Annotated in this window: 1 protein-coding gene; it reads right to left on the bottom strand. The window is 58.4% G+C overall.

From position 1 onward, the window contains the following. Positions 1–1016: nucleotide sugar dehydrogenase (locus tag AB4Y86_RS19520; protein WP_441403767.1), on the bottom strand; the 1016-nt coding region annotated here is incomplete at its 3' end. Positions 1017–1019 lie beyond the last annotated feature (3 nt).

Genomic DNA, 1019 nt, shown 5'->3' with positions numbered 1-1019 from the left:
GAGGACAATTCATCGGGTAGCGAGGAGGCAAACGGCGCCGCCACCAGAATATTCGTGTTGGGCCGAGCTATTGCAAGCATTTTCACTACTTGCACAGCTGGGGACTCTCGCACGTCGTCTATGTTGGCCTTGAATGCCAGTCCTAAGGCAGCAATATTTTCAGCATTGCATGAGTTTGCAGCCTTTACAATCTGGTCAACGATATGGGCTGGTTTGCTGTCATTAACCTCTCGGGCTGCTCGAATCAGACGGGAATTGCCAGGGTCCGCCCCTACAATAAACCAGGGGTCAACGGCGATGCAGTGGCCTCCGACACCGGGTCCCGGTTGAAGTATTTCGACGCGGGGGTGGTGGTTTGCGAGTTCAATGAGGTCCCACACATTAATGCCCAGGTTGTCGCTAATAACGGACAACTCATTGGCGAAGGCGATATTCACATCGCGATAGGCGTTCTCGACCAACTTGGCCATTTCTGCCGTTGCAGCGTCACTCAGGTGAATGTTGCCCTGACAAAACACGCTGTACAGGGCGGCGGCCGCCGAGGCGGCCTCGTCGGTCAAACCTCCAACGATCCGGTCATTGGTGACCAGCTCAATCATGATCCGACCAGGCAAGACGCGTTCTGGACAGTGGGCGAACAGCACCGTGGGACGGCCGGCCGCACCGTCCAAGCTCAGATCCGGTCGCAGGTCCAACACGAAGTCGGCGAGCATGGCAGTAGTTCCGGGAGGCGATGTGGACTCCAGGATGATCAACTCACCCCCGCGCAACATCGGGGCAATGCCCTGAGCCGCCGCACGGACAAACCTCAGGTCTGCTGATTTGTCGTCCGCGAAGGGGGTGGGGACCGCCACTATATAAGCGTCAGCGACCGGGGTTGTGGTCTGAGCGATCAGGGCGCCTTGACTGACTGCCCCGGCCACATGGATGCCCAGATCGGGCTCCACGAAGGGGACCTTTCCAGCGTTGACGGCGTCTACGACGCTGGAATTGACATCAACCCCGACGACGGACAGTCC

Source organism: Arthrobacter sp. 2YAF22_2 (genome assembly GCF_052114645.1).
GTDB lineage: Bacteria > Actinomycetota > Actinomycetes > Actinomycetales > Micrococcaceae > Arthrobacter.
Note: the sequence above shows the minus strand (reverse complement) of the source record. Positions and strands in the feature narration are given on the sequence as shown.